Genomic DNA, 23,570 nt, shown 5'->3' with positions numbered 1-23,570 from the left:
CTCTCCTAGATCACCGGAAGGATGATGTCACGAACCAGCGCATCCAGCTGGGCATCCGCCTCAAGGAACTGACGGAGGGTCCGCCGGGTCGCACCGAAATCGTCGAACTCGTCGATCGACATGCCGTCGACGAGGTAGGCCTTCCGGAACTCCGGGACGCGCTCGAGCAGCGTGTCCACGATGTGCTGCGCGACCGGCACGTCGATACGGTGCGGGTCGACGGGGATCCGGTTCTCGTTGATGCGCAGCTGCCAGTCGAACGGCGGGGAGACCACGAGATCGCCGCCGACCAGCTCGGACCACTGCAGGTGGTTGCGGAAGGCGGCCGAGAGGATCCTCGATCGGAATCCGCGCTCCGTGAAGATGCGGTGGGCCTCCTTCAACGCGGCGACGCCGGCCCACTCGAGGTACCCGGGATCGATAAGGATGCGGTCCTTGGCAACGGACGCCTTCAGCCAGTCGTCGAGCCGCCCGCCCATGATGGTGACGACGGAGCCGAACTCCCAGTTCGGCAGCCCCCCAGCGGCCCGTCGATCGAGACCACGCTCGATCGCCTCGCCGACCGCGACGGCCTGCGCCACAGTGAAGGAGACGGTCGCATTGATGCTGACGCCCCGATAGGTCGCCTCCTCGATCGCGCGAATCCCGACGGCGGTGGCGGGTATTTTCACGATGATGTTCTCTGCCAGTGCCGAGAACCGAACGGCCTGCTCGACGAGCGCCTCAGCGTCCCGGTGCAGGCGTGGATCGGTCTGGATCGACAGACGACCATTCCGGCCGTTGCTCTCCCGGAACGCCGGCTCGAGGAGCACGGCGGCCTGGATCGACAACTCCTCGACCACCTTCCAGCCGAGCTCGGCCTCCCCCGCCGCCGGGAACTCGGCAGCGAGTTCGGCGATCCGCGGCGCCCAGACGTCGAGATTCTGGGAGATGACCGCGAGGGCGATGACCGGATTGCAGGTCGCGCCGACCGCACCGAACGCGATCGACCTGGCGAGCTCGTCGGGGTCGGCGGAGTCGTTCCACAGGCTTGTGGGCGTCGAGGCCGCCGCGGTTGCGAGCGGAAGCGTGTCGGCAGGGGTGAGGGTGTCGGTCATCGAAGTGCCTCCGGGAGTCGAGTTGGCGATCGCCAGAGCTGCGGCGACGCAGTCCGATCAACATACCCGAAGTTTGACAGCATGTCCTAACAATCTGCGCGCAACCCGGCGTGACCTGACATACCCCCGTTTTGGAAAGCCCTGATATTGTCAGGACAAGTCCTCTCTCGCAATCGAAGGAGCCGCATGGCACAGCCCGAGCAGACGCTCCCCGTCGAACTCTTCCTCGACCTCGATCGATCCGGACCGGTGCCGCTGTACTACCAGATCGCAACCAGGCTCGAGCAGGCCATCCATGATGAGACACTGCCAGCGGGATCACGTCTGGAGAACGAGGTAGCGCTGGGCACCCGCCTCGGGCTCTCCCGCCCCACGATCCGTCGGGCCATCCAGGAACTCGTGGACAAGGGCCTTCTCGTCCGTCGCCGAGGTATCGGCACACAGGTCGTCCACGGAAAGGTGACGCGCAACGTCGAGCTCACCAGCCTGTTCGAGGACCTGGAGCGTACGGGGCAGAAGCCGCAGACGGACATCCTCTCCGCCGAGATTACGACGGCGGACGAGAAGGTCGCGGACGCCCTCGGCGTGGCGACCGGGAGCCCGATCGTCCACATCAAGCGGCTGCGCCGGGCGGACGGCGTCCCGCTCGCGATCCTCGAGAACTTCCTCCCCGAAGACCTCACGGACCTCAACCTCGGAGCCCTCGAGCACCACGGTCTCTACCAACTCCTCCGGGCGCGCGGCGTCACGATGCGTGTCGCCAAGCAACGCATCGGCGCACGGGAGGCGTCAGGCCCGGAGAGCGAGATGCTCGACGTCCGGAAGGGCAGCGCACTGCTGACCATGTCGCGAACAGCCTTCGACAACTCCGGTCGGGCAGTGGAGTTCGGCCAGCACGTCTACCGACCCGACCTCTACTCCTTCGAAGTCACCCTCGTCGACCGGTAGCGAGCCGATCGCGCGACCTCAACGCGTCGGAACGGCGAGCTCCCCGGTCAGGTACTGCGCGCGGCCGAAGCCGAAGGACCAGTCCTGTGGGCCGTTCTCGACATAACCGATGAAGACGTCCGAACCGTCGACGCCGGCCTCGGAGAGGCGGTCGGCCACCGCCGCGTAGAGCGTCTGCTTCGTCTCATCGCTTCGACCGCGCTGCGTGAAGATCTGGATCATGACGACGCCTTCGGAGCGTGCGAAACCGAGCCCCGCATCCTCGGCGATGATCTGGCCAGCCGAGTGTTCGGTGACGATCTGGAAGCGGTCTCGAGGCGGAATCCCGTAGACGGAGACGATCGCCTCATGGACGGCGTCTGCGATCTGCTGGATGCCCGCGGCGTCGCGGCCTGCGGCGAGGTCGATCCTGACGAGCGGCATGAGGGTCTCCTGATCGGTTCACGTTTGTTAGGACATGAGAACGCTACCTCCCCAAGTCCCGCTTGTCATTAATAAGTAAATATGTCCTGACTTACTATTGCCCTCTTGTCCGTTCTTCACTAGCTTGAGCCCTGCAATGATGCACGGGCCGCCCGAGGCCCGACCCTCGAAAGGACACAACGAAGTGAAAACCTCAGCACGACGCTCGCTCTTCGGCACGATCGCCCTTGTCGGCGTCGCCGCACTCGCCCTCTCCGGCTGCACCGCCACCGCGGGTGCGAGCAGCTCCTCGGACGCCGGTCTCGCGTCCGGCTTCGGATCGCGCGCGGACAACCGCGACGCCTACTTCTTCACCTACTACAACCCGGCGAGCGACCCGTTCTGGGCGCAGATCCTGAAGGGTGGCGAGGACGCGGCCGAGCTCGGTCACCTGAATCTGACGCACCAGACGGCCGAGGGTGACCCGGACAAGATGGTCGACCTCGTCGGCACCGCGATCGCGACGAAGCCGTCGCTGATCTTCATGCCGTTCAACGAGGGCGAGAAGTGGTCGAAGGTCGCCTGCGACGCCCATGACGCCGGCATCACGGTCATCGCCTACAACGTCCCCGCTCCGGACAGCGCCAAGGACTGCGTCTCGGGCTTCGTCGGCCAGGACTTCACCGAGGTCGGCAAGCTCGTCGGTGAGCGCCTCCTGAAGGAAGTCGACCTCAAGGAGGGCGACAAGGTCATGTTCCCGGCCGAGGAGCCCGAGCAGGACTACGCGATCAAGCGCGGCGGCGGCGTTCAGGACGCCCTGGATTCGGTCGGTGCGACGGGCGAGTACCTCCGTACCTCCGGTGCTGACGAGGAGGCGCTCAACTCCATGACCTCATGGCTGACGGCGAACCCCGATGTCAAGGCGATCGTCCCGCTCGGCGGAACCCCGCACCGCAACGTCGTCGCGGCTATGGAGGCCGCTGGGGTCTCGGTACCGGTCGTCGGCTTCGACACCTCCCCGCAGGTGATCCAGGGGATCAAGGACGGCAAGATCCTCGCGACGGCAGACCAGCAGGGATACGTGCAGGGGTACCAGTCGGTGATGCAGGGCATCCTGTCGATCGACTTCGGCCTCTCCCCCGCCAACATCAACTCCGGTGGCCTCGGGCTGATCGACAAGTCCAACGTCTCCTTCCTCGAGGAGAAGGATCTGCAGGGCGTCCGCTACTGACACTCGTCCGTCGTGTGCCGGGGATCGCTCCACGACCCTCGGCGCACGGCACCCCTCCCCGAACCGACCGCGATCCGTCGCGCACCGAAGGACCCCCATGTCTCAACCACCCACGCGCGATCCCGCGCCCATCCTGACCGCCCCGCTCTCCACGGAGAGCATCTCGCAGCCTCGTAGACTGTCGGACAACCAGCCACAGGGCTTCGCCGACCGCCTCCGTGACACGATCACCTACACCCGCGGACGCGGCGCGCTGGAGATCGGCATCATCTTCGCGATCGTGCTCCTCGGCTTCGTCATCGCCGGCATCGTCGCCCCCGACGCGTTCCCGTTCCTCTCGCCGAGCAACCTCTCCGGAGTGATCTCCCAGTCCATACCAGTGCTCGCGATCCTCGGTATCGGTGCCGGGATCCTCATGATCGCAGGCGAGTTCGACCTGTCCCTCGGCGCGAACATCGGCTTCTCCGCGATCATCTTCATCCACGTCTCAGAGGCGGTGGGCTGGGGATGGGGTGCTCTCGCCGCGATCGCCTGCGGCACAGGCATCGCGCTCATCAACGGCCTCATCGTGGTCGTCACCAAGATCCCGTCCTTCATCGCAACGCTCGGCATGGGCTTCTTCTGGACCGGGGCGAGCCTCTTCGTGAACGGCACGTCACCGGCGATCCTGTCCAGCGCGAAGGACGACACCCTGGTGACGCTCTTCGCCGGCGACTTCGGGCTCTTCCGCTCACAGTTGGTCTGGCTGCTCGTCATCGGCGTGATCGCCTGGCTCTTCCTGCACCGGCACAAGCGCGGCAACCACGTCTACGCCGTCGGCGGCAACGCTGCAGCAGCGAAGGCGATCTCGATCAACCCTTCGGCGGTCCGACTCATGGCCTTCGGCATCTTCGGCGGACTCGTCGGCTTCGCCGCGATCCTGATCGCCGTCCGCACGTCGTCGATGCAGCCGGGTAGCACGGACGACTACACGCTCATGGCCATCGCGGCCGCCGTCGTCGGCGGGACCTCCCTGCTCGGTGGCCGAGGAAGCATCGTCGGCATGATCATCGGCGCCGCGCTGATCCGGATCATCGAGAACGGCCTCATCCTGGCCAAGGCCCCCGGTTTCTACATCCAACTCTTCGTCGGGCTCATCATCGTCATCGCCGCCATCTTCAACAAGCTCATGGAAGGAAAGGCATCGTGACCATCGACGCCACCATCGACACCGCGACGCCGCTCCTACGAATCGAGGGAGTCACGAAGCGCTATGGGGCGAACACCGTCCTCAACGACGTCTCCTTCGACATCGGCCACAGCGAGGTGGTCGGCCTGCTCGGCGACAACGGAGCGGGCAAGTCCACCCTCGTCAAGATCCTGTCCGGTGTCGTCCAGATGACGTCGGGTTCGTACACCTGGGAGGGACAGCATCACGACACCGTCAACCGGGCACTCACCGAGCAGCTCGGCGTCGAGACGATCTTCCAGGACTCGGCCCTCGTCCCGCAGATGTCCATCACCCGGAACCTGTTCATGGGCCGCGAGATCACCAACCGCCTCGGACTCATGAAGATGAAGCAGATGGACGCGATCACCTCCGAGATCCTGGACACCGTCGTGACGATCGAGGGCATCAAATCGTCGAAGCAGCTCGTCGCATCACTGTCGGGCGGCCAGGCGCAAGCGGTCGCCATCGCGCGCGCCGTCCACTTCAAGCGCAGCCTACTCATCCTGGACGAACCCACCTCGGCCCTCGCGGTTCGGGCAACCGAGGCGCTGCTGAACTACCTCCGGCAGCTGAAATCGGAGGGCGTCAGCTCGGTGCTCGTCACCCACAACCTGCACCACGCCTACCAGGTCTGCGACCGGCACATCGTGATGAACCACGGTCGGAAGATCCTCGACGTCCGTCGCGAGGACACGAGCGTGGAGGAGCTCACCGCCGCGGTCGTCGAGGGCGCCGTCGGTGTCGAACGGTTCCGGGCCGGTCGCTTCTGAGCTGTCCCCGCCCGGCCGCTGCGGTCGCCCTGCTGTGACGGCGGGGTGGCCGCAGCGGTCGTCGGCCCTGATCACGTCAAGGCGTCAGGTCCGAGAAGCACGCGGATGTGCGATTCGATGAGCGCTCGGATGTCGAACGGCGGGCCCTGCATCCACCGCAGCTGGAGCCCCTCCCACGCGGCGAGCAGGAGCTGCGCCGCCTGATCCGCATCGACCTCCCTCGGCACCTGTCCCGCCTCCTGCAGGCGCTCGATGTCCGTGGCGACCACCCGCACGGACCGCTCCCAACGTCGCTGGAAGTACCCGTTCGCCGGATGCTCGGGATCCGCCGCCGCTCCGGCGAGCTCGTTGTAGAGTCGCCCGAAGTTCGTCCGCTGCACGCCGAGCGCGGCACGGTCACCCATGTCGGCGATCGCTCCGGCCTCGGCCCCTCGCTCGCGGATGTTCTCGTCGTCGTGCTGTTGGAGGGCCGCGATGAGCAGGCTCTCCTTGGTCGGGTAGTGGTAGTAGACCGTCGGCTCACTGGCTCCGGCGAGCGCTGCGATCTCCGAGACGGCGACCGCCCGGTGCCCTCGCTCCTGCACGAGCTGCAGTGCGGCCTCGCTGAGTGCCCTCCGTCGCTGATCGGACTTCGCGTACGGCCCGCGCTTCTCTCGCATCCAGACTCCTCGTCGACTCTTGAACGTCTGCCGGTGCAATGATATGTTCAACGCACCAAAGTGATAGACGACTCAGAATTAGCTTAGAGGATTGGTGGTGACGGCATGGCGATCGATCGACGGAGACTCGTGCGCCGACACAACCCCGTGATCACCTCCGCCCACCCCACCGAGGTGTTCACGGTAGGCAACGGCGACGCCGCCCTCACGGTCGACCTCTCCGGGCTGCAGTCCTTCCCCGAGGTCCACCGGCTCCGGCCCGACCCGCTCCGCGTGCCTCGCGACGGCCTCGACGCCCTCCCCGAGCAACGACCTCGCGCGTTCGACCGCGACGACTTCCAGATCCCGCTGCAGACCCAGTCCGGTTGGGGCTGGTACGAGACGCGCCCCACCCGGCCGCTCGAACTCGCCGAGGCCGAGACCACCCATGCCACCGAGCGAGGCCCGGTCCCCTACCTGGACCGCATGGGACTGCAGCGCCCGCGAGACCCGATCGCGCCTGAGTTCACCGCCGGAGCCTGGTTCCACTACAACCCGCGCCGCGCCCACCTCGGTCGGCTCGCGCTCGTCCGCCTCGACCACCCCGGGCCACTCGACCCCTCGATCATCGACGACGCCCTGACCACCCTCGACCTCTGGTCGGGTCGGGTCGACGCGGGTTACTCGGTGCTCGGGCACCGCGTCCAGGTGACCACCGTCGGCGACCCCGACGCCGATCGGTTCGCGGTCCAGGTGCGCTCGTCCCTCCTGGCCGAGGGCTGGGGCGTCGCGTGGGTGTTCGACCCGCAGCCCGATGATCTGGCCCCGTTCGAACATCCACTGGAGGAGACCACAAGCTGGGAGGCTCGGTCGCCGCAGGACTGGATCGCACGACGGACGGTCGAGGCCACCGCGTATGCCGTCCACGTGACCACGACCGGCGAGCTGCGCGAGCACGGCCCCGATGGCGTCGTGGCCGCGACGGACCGCCCCGAGCTGGACGTCGTGGTGGCGCTCCGACCCGGTCCCGCAGCGTTCGATCGCACGGAGCGCTCCACGTTCACCGACGTATGCTCCACCGCCGCCGAATGGTGGTGCCGATACTGGGAGGACGGCTCCGCGGTCGACCTCGGCGACAGCACCGACGAGCGGGCGACCGAACTGGAACGTCGACTCGTCCTCTCCCAGTACCTCCTCGCCGTCAACTGCGCCGGCCGCACACCTCCAGCGGAGACGGGCCTGACGTACAACAGCTGGTCCGGCAAGTTCCACCTCGAGATGCACTGGTGGCACGCCGCGCACTTCGCCCTGTGGAACCGTGGCGCACTGCTCGAACGCAGCCTCGACTTCTACCACCGGTCGCTCGATGCGGCTCGCGAGACGGCTCGCCACCAGGGGTATCGCGGGGCGAGATGGCCGAAGCAGACCGATCCGTCCGCCCGAGAGTCCCCGAGTAACATCGGGGTGTTCCTCGTCTGGCAGCAGCCGCACGTGATCCACCTGCTCGAACTCCTCCACGCGAGCGGCCGGGACGAGGCGTTCCTCCGCCGGCACTATCCGCTCGTCGAGGCGACGGCGACCTTCATGGCCGACGTCGTCGCCGAACGGAACGACTCCTTCACGCTCCCCCCGCCCCTGATCCCCGCCCAGGAGAGCTATCTCGCCGAGCGGGAGACGACGGCCGACCCGACCTTCGAGCTCGCCTACTGGTCCTGGGCCCTCGCTGTCGCCAACATCTGGCGGGAGCGGCTCGGGCTTGCTGAGGACCCCCGGTGGCGTCGGGTCTCCGAGGGGATGCGATCGCCGACCGTGCTCGACGACGGGACCTACGCCGCCGTCGCGACACCGCCGTTCCTGGTGCGAAAGGACCACCCGTCGATGTTGATGGCGTACGGCTGGCTGCCTCCGACCGAGCTCATCGATCCGTCGATCATGTCCGCGACGCTCGACAGCGTGTGGGAACACTGGGACCTGCAGTCGAGCTGGGGATGGGACTACCCCGTGATGGCGATGACCGCGGCACGGTTGGGCGACCTGTCGCGCGCGATCGACGGGCTGCTGATGTCGTCACCGAAGAACGTCTACCTGAACAACGGCCACAATCCACAGATGCCGGGCTTCCTCTCGCTCTACCTCCCAGCGAACGGCGGGCTCCTGGCCGCGACGGCCCACCTCGTCGCGGCCCACCGCGACGGCGCGGAACTCCCTCCGGGCTGGTCGATCGTCGCCGAGGGGTTCGAGTCGGTGCACGCCGGCATTCCCGATCGCGGCCTCGCAGCCTCTCCCTGACGCCGACCAGACCGACTCAACAACCCACACACCGACACGAGACGAGGCATAGCTTGGCAACCGGTTGACATTTACCATCCGCGGTGACGCACCGCACACCGTCACCAGCACCACCCGAACGACGGCGACCGAACGGATCGCCGGACTCCGATCGCCCGACCGGAGTCATCCCTGGCTTTCAAAGGTGAGGACCATGCACAGTTTCCAGAACACCCCATCCCCGACCGGTGGAGCGCGCAGGCGCGCCACGATCGTCGCCGGCGGCTCGATCGCAGCCGTCGCCGCCCTCCTCCTCAGCGGCTGCTCCGCCGCCGAGCCCGCAGCCGACGGTGAGGTCGAACTGACCTTCATGAACCAGTCGCGCGGCCAGGAGGCCGCCCTGACCCAGCTCGCGGAGCAGTACACGACGGAGACGGGCGTGAAGATCACGATCGACTCACCCGGACCGGCCGACTATCTCCCCAAACTGCAGGCGAAGGCGCAGTCGAAGTCCATGCCCGACATCTACTCGTCGTTCAACGCCACCGACATGGCGCCCTTCTACAAGGCCGGGTGGGCGATGGACCTGACCAAGGAACTCGACGGCGACTGGGCGGACGACTTCAGCCCCGCCGTCATCGAGATGTCGACCTTCGACGAGGGGAACAACCTGGGTGTGCCCGCCGGGATCTACACGGTGCACTGGGAGACACAGACCTACGGATTCCTCGTCAACCCGGCACTCACTGGCATCAGCCAGGACACCGCACCCACCACCGGCGCCGAGTTCGTCGACGCCCTCGCGGCCTCGACCTCTGGCGATAAGTTCAGCGTCGCGGCGTCACTCACCCCGCAGCTCATCCAGGGGCTGGCCTCGAACTGGCTGAGCGACGAGGAGATCGAGGCCACCTTCAACGGCGAGGCGAGCTGGGAGGCCGACGGCTGGCGCAACGCCTTCCAGTTCTTGGTCGACCTCAAGGACGCCGGCGTCATCGCGAACAACGCGCTGCCGGGCGGCCAGGATGACAACCCGAACGTCGAGACGTCGTTCTTCACCCAGGCGACCGGCTCCATCTTCGACGCCTCCCCCGGCGTCTCCGTCGGGCTGCGGACCAACCCCGAGTTCGAGGACTACTTCTCCCTCCCCCTGCCGAAGCTCGACGGTGCGACCCTCGACCCACGCTCCCCCGGCATCCCCGGGAAGGGCGCTGTCATCAACCCGAAGGGCGCACACCCCGAGGAGGCACTCGACTTCGTGAAGTGGCTGACCGAGCCGGAGCAGCAGAGCGTCTTCGCCGAGGTCGGACGCATCCTGCCGACGAACCCCGAGTTGCTGGCCGCAGGTGACGTGCCGCAGCAGTTGGCCGGGTACGCCGCCGGTGTCGAGGACGTCCAGGTCATGTCTGCGACGTTCACGACCGACGTCAAGACGGCCATCGTCGCAGAGGCGCAACGACTCGTCCTGGGCGAGGCGACGGTCGACGAGGTGCTGGCGAACATCCAGGCCGCACAGGACCGCACGCCATGACCTCGCAGCCGATCCTGGCCCCCGCCGCCGTGCGCGTGACCCGCGCGCGCGGCGGGGGCCGCCCCCTGCGCCGGAACCTCACCGGCTGGTTGTTCCTCGCTCCGGCGATCGCCCTGATCGGCGTCTTCACGATCACGCCGTTCGCCCAGGCGATCCTGCTCAGCTTCCAGTCGTGGGACGGCGTGAGCCCGGACACCCCGTGGGTGGGCCTCGCCAACTACGAGTTCATCGCCGGAGACGTCGTCTTCTGGGCCTCGATGCGCAACGTCCTGTTCTTCGGCATCGTGGGGTTCTTCCTCGGCAACGGCATCGCGCTCGGCATGGCGCTCGCCGTGAACCGCATCACCCGGGGCAAGACCTTCTTCCGAACGGTGTTCTACTTGCCTGGCGTGTTGTCGGTCGTCGTCGTCGGACTGCTGTTCTCGTTTATCCTCGCCCCGGGAAATGGGGTCCTGAACCGGGTGCTCGAGAGCGTCGGCCTCGGAGCCCTCGCCGAGAACTGGTTGGGTGACCCCGCCGTCGCGCTCCCCGCCGTCGCAGCGGTGTTCATCTGGTTCCACTGGGGGTTCGGGTTCCTCCTGTTCCTCGCCGGCCTGCAGGACGTGCCGAAGGAGCTCTATGAAGCAGCGGAGCTCGACGGCGCGGGCCCGTGGACCACGTTCCGATCGATCACCTGGCCGCACCTGGCCCCGGTGACGTCGATCGTGAGTCTCCTGACCCTCCTCGCGGCCCTCCAGATCTTCGGCACCGTGCAGGTGTTGACGAACGGTGGGCCCGGCTACCACACCATGGTGCCGACGCTCGCCATCTACAACGAGGCGTTCGTGAACTGGCGGTACGGCAGCGCGGCCGCGATGTCGGTCGTCTTCGGCGGCGCCCTGGTGCTGCTCTCCGTCTTCCAACTCGCCATCACCGGATGGAGGTCACGCAAGTGACGATCACCACCGACACCGACCAGCAGAGCACCCGGTCACTCACGACGGCTCGACGCCCGGGCGACCGCGGTCCGCTCCCGAAACCTCCCCACCGGCGGAAGAAGATCCGCCCGGACCAGATCGGCCTCTACGGCCTCCTGGTCGTCGCGGCCCTGACTGCGCTCCTCCCCCTGCTGTGGATGCTGTCCGGGTCGCTGCAGAGCCTCACGGAGTTGCTCTCCAACGACAGCCTCCTCCCGGCGTCCCCGCAGTGGACGAACTACGTGACCGCGTGGGTGCAGGGCGACCTGGGCACGTACCTGCGGAACAGCGTCATCTACACCGGCTGCGCAGTCGTCGGCATCCTCGTCGTCTCGAGCCTCGCCGGGTACGCGCTCGCCCGCCTCGACTTCGCCGGGAAGGGCGTCTTCACCGTCGTCATCCTGGCGGTCATGATCATCCCGGCACCCGCGATGTTCCTCGCGCAGTACAAACTCCTCATCTCGCTCGGGCTGACCAACAACCCCGTCGGCTACATCCTCATCCTGATCACCTCCGGCATCCCCATGTCGACACTCATCATGCGGAGCTTCTTCGTGAGCCAGCCACGCGACCTGGAGGAGGCGGCCTCGCTCGACGGTGCGGGGCCGGTTCGCACCTTCTTCAGCGTCATCCTGCCGCTCGCGCGTCCTGGCCTCGCTGCGGTCGCGGTCATCCAAGGCCTCGGGGCGTGGAACGAGTACCTGATGGCGCTCGTGATCTTCGACGACAACGCGCTCATGCCGATCCAACGGGGCCTCACCGCGTTCACCTCGGCCGACACCCCGCAGCAGCAGATCCTGTTGGCGGCGACGACGATCTCGATCGTCCCCGTGGTCGTGTTCTACCTGCTGGCGCAGCGGCACATCGTCAAGGGCATCGGCGCCGGCGCCATCAAGTAACCCATCACCGGAGCGGGGCGGTCGTGGATCGACCGCCCCACGGAACGAGGATCACGACCCATGCGCTCAGCATTCGCAGCAACCCCCTGGTTCGGCGGGGACTACAACCCGGAGCAGTGGCCGCGCGAGGTCTGGGACGAGGACGTCTCGCTCATGCAGCAGGTCGGCGTCACGCTCGCGACCGTCGGGGTCTTCTCCTGGGCGTTACTCGAACCGGAGGAAGGCATCTACGACTTCGCCTGGCTCGACACCGTGCTGGACACGCTGCACGCGGGCGGCATCCGAGTGGACCTGGCGACCGCCACGGCATCGCCGCCGATGTGGTTCTCCCACCGGTATCCCGAGTCCCTTCCGGTGACGGCGGACGGCGTTCGCCTGCACGCCGGTTCCCGGCAGGCGTACTGCCCCAGTTCACTGGCCTACCGCCAAGCGGCGGTCCGCCTGGTCACCGCCCTCGCCGAGCGGTACGGCGACCACCCCGCCCTCGTGCTCTGGCACGTCAACAACGAGTACGGATGCCATGTGTCGCGCTGCTACTGCGAGGCGTCGGGGAGCGCGTTCCGCCGTTGGCTGATCAGGAGGTACGGCACGGTCGACGCTCTGAACGAAGCATGGGGCACGACGTTCTGGTCGCAGCGCTACACCTCCTTCGATCAGGTCGAGCCCCCGCGCACGACACCCGCTTACGGCAACCCGTCGCAACTCCTCGACTTCGACCGCTTCAGCTCGGACGAGTTGCTCGACTGCTTCCTGGCCGAGAAGGACGTCCTCCGGCGGGTCACCCCGGAGATCCCGGTCACCACCAACTTCATGGGCCTGTTCCGCGGTCTGGACTACTGGCGATGGGCGCCACACGTCGACGTCGTCGCCGACGACCTCTACCCGGATCCGGCCGATCCCGACTCGGCCCGGTCCGCTGCCCTGGCGCGCGACCTGATGCGCTCGCTCGGGCACGGGCGCCCCTGGCTCCTCATGGAACAGGCGGCGGGCGCGGCGAACATGCGACCGAGCAACGCGCCGAAGGCCCCCGGCCAGATGCGTGCACTGTCCTACCAGGCGATCGCCCGCGGAGCCGACGGCATCCTGTTCTTCCAGTGGCGGCAATCCGCCGTCGGCGCCGAGCAGTTCCACTCCGCGATGCTTCCGCATGCGGGGACCGACACCAGGATCTGGCGCGAGATCGAGGCGCTCGGCTCTGAGCTCGGCTCGCTCGACGCGGTGACGGGTGCGCCGGTCCGCGCGCGGGCCGCCATCGTCCTGGACTGGGAGAGTTGGTGGGCGATCGAACACCGAGGGCTCCCGATGCGCTCAAGCTACCCGTCGCTCATCGCGCCGTGGCACGCGGCCTTGTCGGAGGAGGGTGTCGTGGTCGACTTCGTGCGCGGCGACGAAGACCTCTCGGGGTACGCGCTGATCGTCGCGCCGGCGATGTTCGTCGCCGACGATGCGCGGCTGGCCGCGCTCGACGCCGCCGTCCGCGGGGGCTCCGTCCTGCTCGTCACCCCGCAGTCGGCGATCGTGGACACCACGCACCGGGCACGGCTCGGCGGCTACCTGGGGTCGTTGCAGCAGACCCTCGGTGTCTGGATCGAGGAGTTCGTCCCGCTCGCCGGCGCCTGGGACCGGCCTGGAGCCATCCCGGTGCGTCCGGAGTCGACCGTCGCCCCGTCCGTCCGGGTCGAGGGTCCGGTCTTCGCCGACGGCGCCGCGATCGGCATGGAGTGGAGCGAGGCCGTTCGGGTGCACGACGCCGATGTGCAGGCGATGTTCGCCGACGGACCGCTGAGCGGTCGGCCCGCGCTCACCCGTCGGGTCAGCGGCGACGGGACCGCGTGGTACCTGGCGACGCGCCTGGGTCTCGACGACACCCGTGCTCTCGTCCGCGCGCTGGTGGCGGAGGCGGGCATCGCGCCACTCCGGGTCCACGACGAGCCGACGCCGTCGTGGGTCGAGGCCGTCCGTCGTGGGGACCTCACCGTCGTGATCAACCACGGTGCAACGCCGATCACACTGACCCTGTCCGGCATCGACCTGTTGAGTGGTGCCTCGGCGGCCGGCCTCCGTCTGGGGTCCCAGGGCGTCGCGGTCGTGAGGGGCGCCTGAGGGGAAACCCCTCGGCCTGATGTGGAAGCCGGTGCGGCACCGGCCGGTCAGCCGCGCCGGGCGCGCAGCAACTCGTCGACGGCGCGGAGCCCCTGCTCGAGCGCTCGGAGGTCCTCGGTGGCGAGGTCCCGCAGGACCTCCGAGCCGAGCTCCGGACGCGACGCCATCATGCGCAGCACCACCGCCCGGCCGAGCTCGGTCGCACGGATCCGCCGGACGCGCTGGTCGTCCGCGTCGAACTCGCGGGTGACGAGCCCCTGCTCCACGAGACGGTCGACGTGCTTCGACGTGGTCGCCATCGAGACGCCGAAGGTCTCCGCGAGTCCCCCGCCGGTCGCGCCGTCCTCGCTCGTGACCACGAGGGAGAGCACCTTGAGCTGCGCGATGGTGAGGTCGGTCTTGAGGAGCGGCTCGAGGCTCATGGGGATCGACCGGATCGAGATGGTGAGCGCCAGCGCCTCGACACTTCGGACGACCGCGTCCCGACCCCGTTCCGCTGCGCTCATGAGACCACGGTAGTGGTGACTCAGCAGATCCCCAGGACGATTTACTTAGTCAAAAGCTAAGCTTTCTCCATGACCGCGACAGCCCCGCTCCCCGAGACCGACGACATCGACCTCGACGCCCTCCGCGCAACGTACGCGCGCGAACGCGATCGTCGACTCCGCCCCGACGGCCAGGCCCAGTACCGCCGCGCCGCGGGTGCGTTCGGATACTACGCGAAGGACCCCTACACGGCCTGGCAGGAGCGCGAGCCCCGGACCGACCACGTCGAGGTGCTGATCATCGGCGCCGGATTCGGCGGTCTGCTCACCGCGGCACGCCTCCGCGACACCGGCGTCGAGTCGATCCGACTCATGGACGAGGCCGGAGGTGTGGGCGGCACCTGGTACTGGAACCGCTACCCCGGCATCCACAGCGACGTCGAGTCCTCGGTCTACCTGCCCCTGCTCGAGGAGATCGGGACCGTCCCGAACTGGCGGTACTCCCCGGGCGAGGAGATCCGGCAGCACGCCGACGCGATCGCCGAGCACTACGGGCTCCTTTCCGACGCCCTGTTCCAGACCCGCGCGACCGGGCTCACCTGGGATGACGACGGCGGCCACTGGATCGTCGAGACGGATCGCGGCGACCGCATGACGGCGCGGTTCGTCATCACCTCCTCCGGCACACTGACGCAACCGAAGCTCCCCGGCATCCCCGGCATCGAGACGTTCCGCGGCCACACCTTCCACACGAGTCGGTGGGACTACGCCTACACGGGCGGGAGCGCGGACGGCGGACTCACCGGTCTCGCGGACAAGCGGGTCGCGGTCGTCGGCACCGGGGCGACGGGCATCCAGGTGATCCCCCACCTCGGCCGCGACGCCCAGGAGCTCATCGTGTTCCAGCGGACGCCTTCGACCGTCGACGTCCGCGACAACCGGCCGACGGACCCGGGCTGGGCGGCGTCGTTCCGTCCCGGTTGGCAGCGCGAACGGATGGACAACTTCATCGCTGTGCTCTCCGGCGAACCGGTCGAGGAGTCGCTCATCGACGATGGCTGGACGGCGACGGCGGCACTGCAGCGGAAGGTGCTGTCGGGGCGGGTCGACACCACGATCCCCGACGACGAGCGGGAGCTGCTCGAGGAGCTCCAGGACGCCGCCACAATGAACCGCATCCGAGCGCGGGTGGACGCGGTCGTCGAGGACCCGGCCACGGCCGCCGTCCTGAAGCCGTGGTACCGCTACATGTGCAAGCGTCCGGCCTTCAGCGACCACTACCTGCAGACGTTCAACCGCCCGAACGTGACCCTCGTCGACACCGCCGACCACGGCGGGATCACACGCATGACCGAGCGCTCCGTGGTGGTCGGCGACACCGAGTACGAGGTCGACTGCGTCATCTTCGCCACCGGGTTCGAAGCCGGGGTGTCCGGCGTCGTCTCAGGCACCCTGCCCGTCGTCGGATGCGACGGTCGGAACCTCCTCGAGGCCTGGGGCCGCGGACCGCGGACACTGCACGGGTTCATGACCCACGGTTTCCCGAACCTGTTCCAGCTGGGCCCGATCCAGAACGCGACCTCGGTGAACTTCGCGCACATCCTGCGCGACCAGGCCGAGCACATCGCTGCGGTCGTCGAGCAGGCACGCGCGGCGGACGTCGTCCGTGTCGAGCCGACGGCGGAAGCGGAGGAGGCCTGGGTGCGGACCATCGCCCGGACCGCCCGAGACGTGACCGCCTACCAGGCCGCCTGCACGCCCGGGTACTACAACGGGGAGGGGACGCGGTCGATGACCGGCGCCTCGTACTCGGGCAGCCCGCTCCAGTTCCGACGATTGCTGGCCGAGTGGCGGGCGAACAGGCTGCACGAGGTGCTCGTGACCGCCGAGACCGCGACCGCAGGCGCGAGCCGATGAGCGCCGACACCGCCGTGTGGCGACGCCGCGACGTCCGGGTGTTCGGCGGCCTCGTCCTGGCGACGACGCTGGCCGGATGCACCACCGCCACCACCGCGCCCGCCGCCTCGTCGACGACGAGACCTGCAGGGGCGACCACCATCACCGCCACCGAACTCCTCCAGGTCACCTCACCGCACGAACTCACGGGGATGACACTTCTCGAGGGCCCGACGTTCGGACCCGACGGCGACCTCTACGTGGTGGACGTCACGGCACCTCCCGGCGGACCGAAGGTGCTCCGGATCGACACCGAGTCCCTCGACGTCACGCCCGTCCACACCGATTCGACGAGCGCCTACACCTCCGCGCAGTTCAGCCCCGTGGACGACCGGCTGTACCTCACGGACTTCATCGGTGGCCGGATCGACAGCGTCACGGCGGACGGAGGCGACCTCCGGCAGTTCTTCGCGGGCGACGTCGACGGGGCGCCGATCCACCCGGACGACGTCTCCTTCGACGAGGCGGGGCACCTCTACGTCACGGACTCCGCCGGATACGACCGGCCGTACTGGGAGGCGTCGGGCCGGCTCATCCGTCTCGACGGTTCGACCGCGGAGCCGAGCGTCCTCGCCGACGGGCTCGCCGCCCCCAACGGCGTCGCCTTCACGCCCGGCTTCGACGGCCTCTGGGTGACGCACAACACGGGGAACCAGATCGACTTCGTCCGGCTGGATGAGACCCGATCGCGGGTGGCGGTGGCGTTCCCGGCGCTCTACATCGACGGCGGGACGACGCAGGTCGACTCGGCCGCGGTGGACGCCGACGGCAACCTCTACCTCGGTCTCCACGGGCGGGCCGCGGTGCTCGTCTACAGCGACACCGGCGAGCACCTCGCCACCGTGGAGATGCCGCACGACGAGGACGGGGTCGGATCGGCCACGAACCTCGCCATCGAACCGGGGACCACCGACGCGTACGTGACGGTCAGCGGCGAAGCCGGCGGGTACGTCTACCGCTTCACCGCGCTCGGCGAGGGCATCCGCCAGTCGAACGGCGGCTGACGGACGCCACTCGACCCACCTACCGGATGCCCTTCACCTTCGTCAGGATGATCGACCCGCCGAGCAGGGCGAACACCCCGCCGACGAGATACAGGAGCGTGTAGTTCTTCACCCCGTCCACCGCACCGATCGCGATGATCGCCGGGGCCAGGAGCGGCGCGATCGCGCTCGGCAGCTTCTGCGCGAACGACACGACCGACATGTAGCGGCCGGCCTCGGAGCGGTCGGGAAGGATCGCCAGGACGATGGCCTGGTCGACCGCTCCGAACGCCGCCAGGGCGAGGTTCATGATGACGGCGCCGATGACGAGCTGCGGGAAGGAGAACGCGGTGGCCTCGATCACCGCGCCGACCGCGAAGAGCAGCGCTCCGATGAGGACGAAGAGCTTCCGTCGCCCCAGCTTGTCCGACACCCATCCGCCGCCGAGCGCTCCGACGACGGCGGCGACGACTCCGAGGAGGCCGATGACCGTCACGGCGCCGGCGATCTCGGAGACCGGCAGCCCGAGCCGCTGGGCGTAGAAGAAGGTCGCGAAGCTCGTGTTGAAGTACAGGCCGATGAAGAACGTGAAGCGGCCGAGCCAGTTCCACCCGAAGTCCGGGTACTTCCGCGGATTGAAGGCGTAGCTCGAGAACACCTTCTTCAGGGAGATGCGGTCGTCCGGCAGCGCCATGCCCCGCGAGTCCGGGTCCTTGCCGAGGAGGACGAACGCGAGCACGGTGACCGCTCCGACGACACCCGGCAGCAGGAACACGAGCACGGTGCTGATGTCGACCACGGCGTAGACGATGCCGATGCCGAGGATCGGCGCGACCTGGGCGGTCAGGCCGGTGAGTCCGGAGATCTTGCCGCGTTGCTGTTCCGGCACGAGGTCCGCCTGGAGGAACATGATCGCCGCTCCCACGTTGGCCCAGCCGAACATGGCGATGATCCACCCGATGATGAGGACGGGCACGCTCGGGGCCACGGAGATGACGAGCAGACCGACGAGCCCGAAGACGATCCCGCCCAGCATGAACGGGCGACGGCGACCGAGCCGCGAGCGGGTGCGGTCACTCCAGATGCCGATGAGCGGTGCCGTGAGGATGAACACCGCCTGCGCGAGTCCCGTCGCATACCCCAACACCTCCTCATGGCCGGGCACCAGTTCCTGGATCCGGAGGGCCAGCGAATAGGACAGCGGGACGATGAACGCCATGGACGATCCGAAGTTCGCGAGCATCATCGTCACGATGAAGCGGGCGCTGACTGGACGGGTCGGGCCGTCGGGCGTCGGGAGGTTGGTCGTGGTGGGACCTGCGGCGGTGCCGGAGGTCATGGGACGCGCCGTGGCAGCGGCGATGGTGATGCGTGAGGACTCCTCTGGAGTGAGCTCGTCGTTGATGCCCATGGGTTCCTTCTTCGGTCGGGTGGTGCGGGATGTGGTGCGGGGTCGGGATCACCCGCGGCGGCCCTCACCCCCGAGGGGCCGCGCGCGGATGGACGGGTCAGCGGTCGTCGTCGGGTCCGTCGGTGGCGTGCCCGGGCTTCGACCCGTCGAGCCCCGTCCAGCGACGCCGCAACGAGAACGCGGCGCCCTTCGGTTTGCGGTCGCGGGTGAAGACGCCCTTGCGGTTCCCGTCGACCCGGTGGATGCCGGGTGACGTCTGGAAGTCGGCGAAGTTCCACACGTGCTCGCCGATGAACTCCGGGATGCGGTCGAAGACGCGGTGGTTCATCGCGAGGTAGTCGGTCTGGTACTCCTCGCTCCAGGGCAGGTCCCACACGGAGTGCTGGCCGGGCATCGTGTCGGCGCCGTACTCGGACATCATGATCGGCTTCCCGAACCGCTGCGCCCATCCACGGAGGTCCTGCTCCAGGTAGTGCTCGGCCGTGGCGAGGTCCCCGGTGAACACGTACCAGCCGAAGTAGCGGTTGATGCTGAGGACGTCGAAGAGGTCGGCGATGGTGTCGTTCTGCGCGTTCGCGAACATCACCGCCGCATAGGTGAGCGGCCTCGTCGGGTCGAGCTCGCGGGCGAGCTCGACGAGCGGTTCGAAGTACTCCCGCGCGCCCTCCTCGTTCGACGCCGGCTCGTTCGCGATGCACCACATGACGACGCTCGGGTGGTTCTTGTCCCGGTCGATCAGTTCTCGGAGGTGCTGCGCGTGGATCTCGCGCGTCACCCCGCCGAAGTTCTCCGGCGCGAAGGTCGGGGTGGGCGGGATGCCCGTGAGGCCGCCCTGCACGCCGAGGTTGAGCCCGACCGCGGCGGTCTCGTCGATCACGACGATGCCCTGCCGGTCGGCGAACTCGAGCACCTCTTCGGCGTAGGGGTAGTGCGAGGTGCGGAAGGAGTTCGCGCCGATCCAGTCGAGGAGCTGGAAGTCGTGGACCAGGTAGGCGTTGTCGTGTCCCTTGCCGCGGATGGCGGTGTCCTCGTGCTTGCCGAACCCGGTGAAGTAGAAGGGCTCGCCGTTGATGAGGAGCTGCGCCCCGCGGACCTCGACCGTGCGGACGCCGAACGCCTGCGTGTAGCTGTCGACGAGGGTCTCGTCGTCGAACAGTTCCACCACGAGGTCGTACAGGTAGGCCGCGCCGGGCTGCCAGCAGGTCACGCCCGGGATGGTGAGGATGTCGGACTCCCCCGCACCGGCGGCGACCTCGGTTCCGGCGGCGTCGAGCACCCGCACGCGGACATCGGCCGGCGCCGTGGTCGCGACGCGGTACGTGACGATCCCGTCCGCGCCGTCGACCTCCGTGACGACGGTCACGTCCTCCACACGGACCTTGGGTGAGCTGTACAACCAGACTGAGCGCGCGAGCCCCGCGTAGTTGTAGAAGTCGTGGAGCACCGCCTGCTGCTTGCGGCCGTCCGGCGCCTCGCTGATGATGCCCGGCGGGATCGTGTCGTTCGTCAGCTGGTTGTCGACAGCGACCGTCAGGCGGACGCTCGCCCCCGCCTGGACCCGGTCGCTGATGTCGATCTCGAACGGTGTGTAGCCACCCTGGTGCTCCCCGACGAAGGCGTCGTCGACGTAGACCCTCGCGGCGTGGGTCGCAGCGTCGAACCGGAGCAGGATGCGTTCGCCGTCCCACCCGCGCGGGACGGACACGGGCCGCTGGTAGTAGACCCAGCCCACGTGGTCGCGGATCTCGGCGGACGTGAACTGGTCGTTGTAGCTCGCGGGGACCGCGACCTCGAGCGACCCGGGGAGTCGCTCGAGCCACGCCTGCTCGCCGGCGGCGGAGTCGAGCGCGAACGACCACAGGCCGTCGAGGTTCGAGAGGTCACGGGTGGGGGTGAACCGGGGTTTCAGCATGGGGTTCCTTCTTCGCGACGATGCGAGGTGGTGACGGTCGGTGGTGCGGATCGGGTCGGGACCGGGCCGGACTGATCGGGGCTGAGCGGGTCGGGGTCAGTGGAGCGCGCTGTAGGAGAACCGGGTGACGGTTGCGTCGCCGCCGAGCGCCTCGATCCCGATCACGCGACCCGTGAACCCGCCGGCGACCTCGGTCGAGCAGTATCGGCCGTCGATGTCGGCGAGCACGTCCGGCTCGCTGCCGACGCCGAGGACGATGCGGTCGGGGCCGGTGCGCGCGCCCGGACGCTGTTGCGGGTTGGCGACGGCGCGGACGGTCAGCGGCTGACGCCGGTCGACGCCGGTCCGCTCGGCGATCACCTGGTCGAGGGGGCCGATGACGACCCGGACCGTCACGCGGTCGCCGACCCGCTGCACCACGGCCTGGTGCGCGTCGTCGATGCGGACGCCGAGCGCGATGTCGCCCTCGGGCGCGGCCACCTCCACAGCCCACTGTTCATCGCGTGCGCGGACCGCCAGCAGGTGCTCGGCGTCACGGCTCGCCGCGGGTCGCCCCGCCGTCAGGTGCAGCGCTCCGTCCCGGACACTCGCGAAGGACGCCGGGGCCACGCCCGGGGCGATCCACCGCGGGTGCAGGGTCGGTGCGTCAAAGGTGTCCACGAACGAGGTCTCCGGGGTCGACTCCGGGAAGCGGTCCTCCACGACGACGGGCCAGTCGTCTACCCAATCGATGCCGACGAGGAAGGTCTCGCGGCCGTTCGTGTGCCACCGCGGGAACGATCCACGCAGCCGGACCCCGAGGTGGACCATCGCCCAGCTGCCGTCCTCGGCCTCCACCAGGTCGGCATGACCGGTGGACTGGACCGCATGGGTCGTGCTGCGGTGCGACAGGATCGGGTTCGCCGGGTTCCCCACGAACGGTCCGTCGATGGCCGCTGATCGCGCGACGGTCACCATGTGGCCAGGACCGGTGCCGCCTTCGGCGACCAGCAGGTACCACCAGTCTCCGCGCTTGAACACATGCGGACCTTCCGGATGCGTGTCGCCGGTTCCGATACCGCGCCAGAGCACCACGGGTTCGGACAGGACCCGACCGGTCGACGGATCGACCTCGACCTGGGAGATGCACCCGCGCATCACGTCGCCCCACGTGAGCCTGCAGACCCCGTCGTCACCCCAGGCGAGGTCGGGGTCGATGCCGATCAAGCCTTCCGTGTAAACCGGCTCGCTCCAGGGCCCCTCGGCACGTTCGGCGTGCACGATGAGGTGCCCCTTGGTGATCTCGTCGACATTGGTGGTTGTGAGCCAGAACCGGCCGTCATGGTGTCGCAGGGTGGGAGCGTAGATACCGCCGCTGGCGCCTTCGACGCCGGTCCGCACCGTCAGCTGACCCTCTCGAGTGAGAACGTTGCCGAGCTGGTCCCACGAGCGGAGATCGGTGCTCGTGAATATGGGGACGCCGGGCGAATACTCGAAGCTCGAGGTGGCGAGGAAGAAGGCCGCGCCGACCCGGCAGACGGACGGATCGGGGTGATAGCCGGGGATGACCGGGGTGTTCGTCATGCGAGTGGATTCCTTCCTCCTCCGCGACGGTGCGAGGGGCTCGTGGTGCTATTTTGACTGAGCAAGACAAAATCTGTCAACCGATTGCCAGAACTTGCCATTGCGGGCGCAGCACCGGCAATCCGACGCAGGACGGACAGAGGACGACATGGATGATCCACAGGGCAAGCTCGCCGAGGAGACACCGGCCCGGGCGGGCGGGCGACGCCTCGCTCCGACGATCTACGACGTCGCGCGCGCGGCCGGCGTCAACGCGTCCACGGTCTCCAGAGCGCTCAACAAGCCCGGGCGGGTCAATCGCGCGACGGAGCAGCGCGTCCGCGCGGTCGCCCTGGAGTTGGGCTACCGCATCAACCCGATGGCGCGTGCACTCCCGACCGGCCGCACCGACACCTTGGCGATCCTCATCTCCGACATCACCAACCCTGTCTACTTCGACCTCGTGCGCGGAGCAGAACGCGCGATCGCCGCCACTGGACAGACACTCGTGTACGCGGAGTCGCAGGAGTCCGGGGAGGTCGAGCTCGCCACCGCCGGTCGCCTGCAGTCGGCGGTCGACGGCCTACTCCTCGTCGCCTCTCGCCTGCGCGACGACGAGATCAGCCGGTTGGCCGCGACGAAGCCGGTCGTCCTGGCAAACCGCGCGGTTCCGGACCTCCCCTCCATCACCCCCGACGTGACCATGGGTGTTGCGCAGGCGATGGGACACCTCGCCGACCTCGGGCACCGCTCGATCGGCTATCTGGCGGGACCGGCCGTGTCCTGGATGAACCGCACCCGGTGGAGCAGCATCTTCGGTTCGGCACGTGCGCGCGGCCTGTCGATCGCGATGTTCACCGCCGGCCGACCGACTATCGAGGGCGGTGAGCATGCCCTGCCGAAGATCATCGCATCCGGCGTGACCGCGGTCATCACCTACAACGACCTCATGGCACTCGGACTGCTGCGGGCGTGCAGGACGGCAGGCGTCACAGTGCCCGGACGACTCAGCGTCGTCGGCTTCGACGACATCTTCGGTGCCGATCTGACCACTCCCTCGCTGACAACCGTGCGCAGCCCCCTCGCCGCCATCGGCGAGGCCGCCGTCCACCGGCTCGTCGCCGAGGTACGGGGAGAGCACAGGGTGGACGACAGGCCCGGCCTCACGACCACGCTGATCGTGCGCGAGTCGACCGGTCCGGTCGAGCGGATCTGACGCGGGGACGACGAT

The 23,570-nt window shown here is 68.3% G+C and carries 19 protein-coding genes; 12 read left to right on the top strand and 7 right to left on the bottom strand.

The window, feature by feature from the left end:
- Positions 1-5: 5 nt before the first annotated feature.
- Positions 6-1,097: a transaldolase family protein gene (locus BIU99_RS04660; RefSeq protein WP_071259922.1), complete on the bottom strand. Its 1,092-nt coding sequence runs from the start codon at positions 1,095-1,097 to the stop codon at positions 6-8.
- Between the two features lie 186 nt (positions 1,098-1,283).
- Here BIU99_RS04660 and BIU99_RS04655 point away from each other — a divergent pair, with 186 nt between their 5' ends.
- Positions 1,284-2,045, top strand: a complete 762-nt coding sequence (locus BIU99_RS04655) for a GntR family transcriptional regulator (RefSeq protein WP_071259919.1) — start codon at positions 1,284-1,286, stop codon at positions 2,043-2,045.
- 18 nt (positions 2,046-2,063) lie between these two features.
- On the opposite strand, the gene BIU99_RS04650 is transcribed toward BIU99_RS04655, so the two are convergent.
- A complete protein-coding gene (locus BIU99_RS04650; RefSeq protein ID WP_071259916.1) occupies positions 2,064-2,468 on the bottom strand; it encodes a tautomerase family protein in 405 nt (134 codons plus the stop codon).
- A 184-nt stretch (positions 2,469-2,652) separates the two neighbouring features.
- On the opposite strand from BIU99_RS04650, the gene BIU99_RS04645 reads away from it, so the two are divergent.
- The 3 genes from BIU99_RS04645 to BIU99_RS04635 all read left to right on the top strand — a co-directional run bounded on the left by BIU99_RS04645 (position 2,653) and on the right by BIU99_RS04635 (position 5,658).
- Positions 2,653-3,678: a substrate-binding domain-containing protein gene (locus tag BIU99_RS04645; RefSeq protein WP_071259913.1), complete on the top strand. Its 1,026-nt coding sequence runs from the start codon at positions 2,653-2,655 to the stop codon at positions 3,676-3,678.
- Between the two features lie 97 nt (positions 3,679-3,775).
- Complete coding sequence (locus BIU99_RS04640) at positions 3,776-4,867, top strand: ABC transporter permease (protein WP_083397202.1); 1,092 nt, start codon at positions 3,776-3,778, stop codon at positions 4,865-4,867.
- Positions 4,864-5,658 carry an ATP-binding cassette domain-containing protein gene (locus tag BIU99_RS04635; protein ID WP_083397201.1) on the top strand — a complete coding sequence of 265 codons (795 nt, stop codon included), beginning with the start codon at positions 4,864-4,866 and terminating at the stop codon, positions 5,656-5,658. Before BIU99_RS04640 ends, BIU99_RS04635 begins: the two co-directional genes overlap by 4 nt.
- Positions 5,659-5,729: 71 nt before the next feature.
- Here the strand turns inward: BIU99_RS04635 and BIU99_RS04630 are convergent, their stop codons facing one another.
- A complete protein-coding gene (locus BIU99_RS04630) occupies positions 5,730-6,317 on the bottom strand; it encodes a TetR/AcrR family transcriptional regulator (RefSeq protein WP_071259911.1) in 588 nt (195 codons plus the stop codon).
- Positions 6,318-6,422: 105 nt separating this feature from the next.
- On the opposite strand from BIU99_RS04630, the gene BIU99_RS04625 reads away from it, so the two are divergent.
- The 5 genes from BIU99_RS04625 (at position 6,423) to BIU99_RS04605 (ending at position 14,050) form a co-directional block, all read left to right on the top strand.
- The gene (locus BIU99_RS04625) at positions 6,423-8,585 is read left to right on the top strand and encodes a hypothetical protein (protein ID WP_071259909.1); all 2,163 of its coding nucleotides are present in this window, start codon (positions 6,423-6,425) and stop codon (positions 8,583-8,585) included.
- A 193-nt stretch (positions 8,586-8,778) separates the two neighbouring features.
- On the top strand, positions 8,779-10,092 hold the full coding sequence (locus BIU99_RS04620; protein ID WP_071259907.1) for an ABC transporter substrate-binding protein: 1,314 nt from the start codon (positions 8,779-8,781) through the stop codon (positions 10,090-10,092).
- The gene (locus BIU99_RS04615) at positions 10,089-11,027 is read left to right on the top strand and encodes a carbohydrate ABC transporter permease (protein WP_083397200.1); all 939 of its coding nucleotides are present in this window, start codon (positions 10,089-10,091) and stop codon (positions 11,025-11,027) included. The genes BIU99_RS04620 and BIU99_RS04615 overlap by 4 nt, the downstream gene beginning before the upstream one ends.
- Positions 11,024-11,947 (top strand): carbohydrate ABC transporter permease, encoded by a 924-nt coding sequence (locus tag BIU99_RS04610; protein ID WP_083397199.1) that lies wholly within the window; start codon positions 11,024-11,026, stop codon positions 11,945-11,947. Before BIU99_RS04615 ends, BIU99_RS04610 begins: the two co-directional genes overlap by 4 nt.
- Before the next feature lie 60 nt (positions 11,948-12,007).
- Positions 12,008-14,050 (top strand): beta-galactosidase, encoded by a 2,043-nt coding sequence (locus BIU99_RS04605; RefSeq protein ID WP_071259905.1) that lies wholly within the window; start codon positions 12,008-12,010, stop codon positions 14,048-14,050.
- A 47-nt stretch (positions 14,051-14,097) separates the two neighbouring features.
- Here BIU99_RS04605 and BIU99_RS04600 read toward each other — a convergent pair whose 3' ends face one another.
- Positions 14,098-14,556 (bottom strand): MarR family winged helix-turn-helix transcriptional regulator, encoded by a 459-nt coding sequence (locus BIU99_RS04600; protein WP_083397198.1) that lies wholly within the window; start codon positions 14,554-14,556, stop codon positions 14,098-14,100.
- Between the two features lie 69 nt (positions 14,557-14,625).
- Here BIU99_RS04600 and BIU99_RS04595 point away from each other — a divergent pair, with 69 nt between their 5' ends.
- Positions 14,626-16,452 (top strand): NAD(P)/FAD-dependent oxidoreductase, encoded by a 1,827-nt coding sequence (locus tag BIU99_RS04595; RefSeq protein WP_071259903.1) that lies wholly within the window; start codon positions 14,626-14,628, stop codon positions 16,450-16,452.
- Positions 16,449-17,495, top strand: coding sequence for an SMP-30/gluconolactonase/LRE family protein (locus tag BIU99_RS04590; RefSeq protein WP_083397219.1), 1,047 nt, complete (start codon positions 16,449-16,451; stop codon positions 17,493-17,495). The genes BIU99_RS04595 and BIU99_RS04590 overlap by 4 nt, the downstream gene beginning before the upstream one ends.
- A 19-nt stretch (positions 17,496-17,514) precedes the next feature.
- On the opposite strand, the gene BIU99_RS04585 is transcribed toward BIU99_RS04590, so the two are convergent.
- The 3 genes from BIU99_RS04585 to BIU99_RS04575 all read right to left on the bottom strand — a co-directional run bounded on the left by BIU99_RS04585 (position 17,515) and on the right by BIU99_RS04575 (position 22,360).
- Positions 17,515-18,885, bottom strand: a complete 1,371-nt coding sequence (locus BIU99_RS04585) for an MFS transporter (protein ID WP_071259900.1) — start codon at positions 18,883-18,885, stop codon at positions 17,515-17,517.
- A 97-nt stretch (positions 18,886-18,982) separates the two neighbouring features.
- Complete coding sequence (uidA, locus tag BIU99_RS04580) at positions 18,983-20,797, bottom strand: beta-glucuronidase (protein ID WP_071259897.1); 1,815 nt, start codon at positions 20,795-20,797, stop codon at positions 18,983-18,985.
- Between the two features lie 96 nt (positions 20,798-20,893).
- Positions 20,894-22,360 carry a glycoside hydrolase family 43 protein gene (locus BIU99_RS04575; RefSeq protein ID WP_071259895.1) on the bottom strand — a complete coding sequence of 489 codons (1,467 nt, stop codon included), beginning with the start codon at positions 22,358-22,360 and terminating at the stop codon, positions 20,894-20,896.
- A gap of 148 nt (positions 22,361-22,508) precedes the next feature.
- On the opposite strand from BIU99_RS04575, the gene BIU99_RS04570 reads away from it, so the two are divergent.
- Positions 22,509-23,555: a LacI family DNA-binding transcriptional regulator gene (locus BIU99_RS04570; RefSeq protein ID WP_071259892.1), complete on the top strand. Its 1,047-nt coding sequence runs from the start codon at positions 22,509-22,511 to the stop codon at positions 23,553-23,555.
- Positions 23,556-23,570: the final 15 nt, after the last annotated feature.

This window comes from Plantibacter sp. MMLR14_011 (assembly GCF_001865025.1).
GTDB lineage: Bacteria > Actinomycetota > Actinomycetes > Actinomycetales > Microbacteriaceae > Plantibacter > Plantibacter flavus_A.
The sequence above is the reverse complement of the archived record's forward strand: the minus strand, read 5'-3'. Positions and strand labels throughout refer to the sequence as shown.